The following is a 1,605-nucleotide window of genomic DNA, read 5'->3' as shown; positions in this document are numbered from 1 at the left end:
GCCGATGCCTTCGCCAAGCAGTTCGATCCGCCGCTGGGATGCGTTGCCGACATCGGGGTCTTCGATGGTCTGCACGCTGGACAAATCAACGACTGCGCCGGACAACGCTTCGACGAAGACGCGAGAGTTGTAATCGTCACCGTTTTGGATCGACGTCACCGCGGACAGATCGAGGCGACTGCCAAACCCTTCGGCGCGCAGCGTCGCGCTTTGATTCGGCGCCGTCGTCTCGTGTTTAATCGATGTGACGGCGGGCAACGAAAGCGTCATGCCATCGCTTGCGATCAGCGTTGCCGAGTCGATGTTGACCAATCGTGGTGCGTCGGCGGTGCCGCCACCCTGGACGAAGAGCGATCCGGCGGAAAGATCTGTCAGCGTGGGAAGCGATGCGGCGTGTCCGTCGATCTGAATGGCGGTGCCCGCGGCAGAGGCGAGAGATGCGAATGAAAGCGTTCCGCTGCCGGCGGCCTGCAAGATGCTATCGGTGGCATCGACAATCAATTCAAACGAGAAATCACTTCCCTCGTCGGCGGCGATGTGCACACCGGTGGTTGTCGTTAACGCAGGTGCCGCGATGGTTCCGCCGCGGGTGACGGTCAACGAAGAGTGACCACTGGCGGCGCCGTGAGAGACTGGAGACTCGCCGATGTCGGTGAAGGTCGTCAGGGAAGACAAATCGATGACGCTGCCGGGGCCGTCGGCGGTGACGTGAACGCCGCGGCCGGAGGTGTTTCCGGTGTCGGGTTCAGAGATTTGCGAGGCACGCGCCAGATCAATCGCTCCGCCGTCACGGGCGTCGACCGACAACGAGGATCGAAAGTGCGTGCCGCCGTCGATCTGTGTCAGATTGGGAAATTCGAGGCGACTACCGAGACCGGATGCGACCAGCGTTCGCGCCTGGTCATTGTCGGTCGACGCGTGCGAATAGGACGTCACCAGGGGCAGCGACAATGTGATGCCATCGGCGACACGGACGCTGGTGCCATCAATCGTCGCCAGCAACGTCGTATTGATCCGGCCACCGGACCTCAATTCCAATCCGCCACCGGTCAAGGTCGTCAACGCATCGCTGTCGATGAAACCGTTATCGGCGGTGAAAAAGGTTTCGCTTGCGGACGTCAGTGCGGGCAAGGCGACGGATCGATCGGAAACTTGCAATCGCCCGTGATCGAAGCGGGAAACCGTCTCGAGCGGCACGTCACTCAGGGCGTCGACAACAATGGCGACACCGTCGAGTGTGGTGAGTGAATCGAGTCGGATGGAGCCGCCGTCACGGGCGACGAGATCGGAATAGGACGGCGCGTCGTCGGCAACCGTTGCTCGATCTTGAAAGGACGTCAACGACCGCAGGTCGATCGTACTGCCGGTGTCTTGAGCTAAAATCGATATGCCGCGGCGTGCAGTGTTCCCCTCGGCGCCATCGGCGATTTGCGTCACGGCCGCGAGGTCGATGTGCCCACCGGAATGGGCTTCGATCGTTAGCCGGTTGCCGTAGTTTGTTCCTCCGTTGATCGCCTGCAACGACTCGAACACCAAGCGACTGCCGCGGCCTTGAACGATCCAGTTTCGCTGCGTGTTGTTGGCCGTCGCGGCGACGTCGTATCG

1 protein-coding gene is annotated in these 1,605 nt (G+C 61.5%); it reads right to left on the bottom strand.

Annotated features, from left to right (window positions below; translation table 11 throughout):
* The coding region (locus ABX749_RS32235) for a hypothetical protein (protein WP_372899650.1) at window positions 1–1,605 on the bottom strand (1,605 nt) is incomplete at both ends.

The organism is Stieleria sp., assembly GCF_041595215.1.
Lineage (GTDB): Bacteria > Planctomycetota > Planctomycetia > Pirellulales > Pirellulaceae > Stieleria > Stieleria magnilauensis.
Note: the sequence above shows the minus strand (reverse complement) of the source record. Positions and strands in the feature narration are given on the sequence as shown.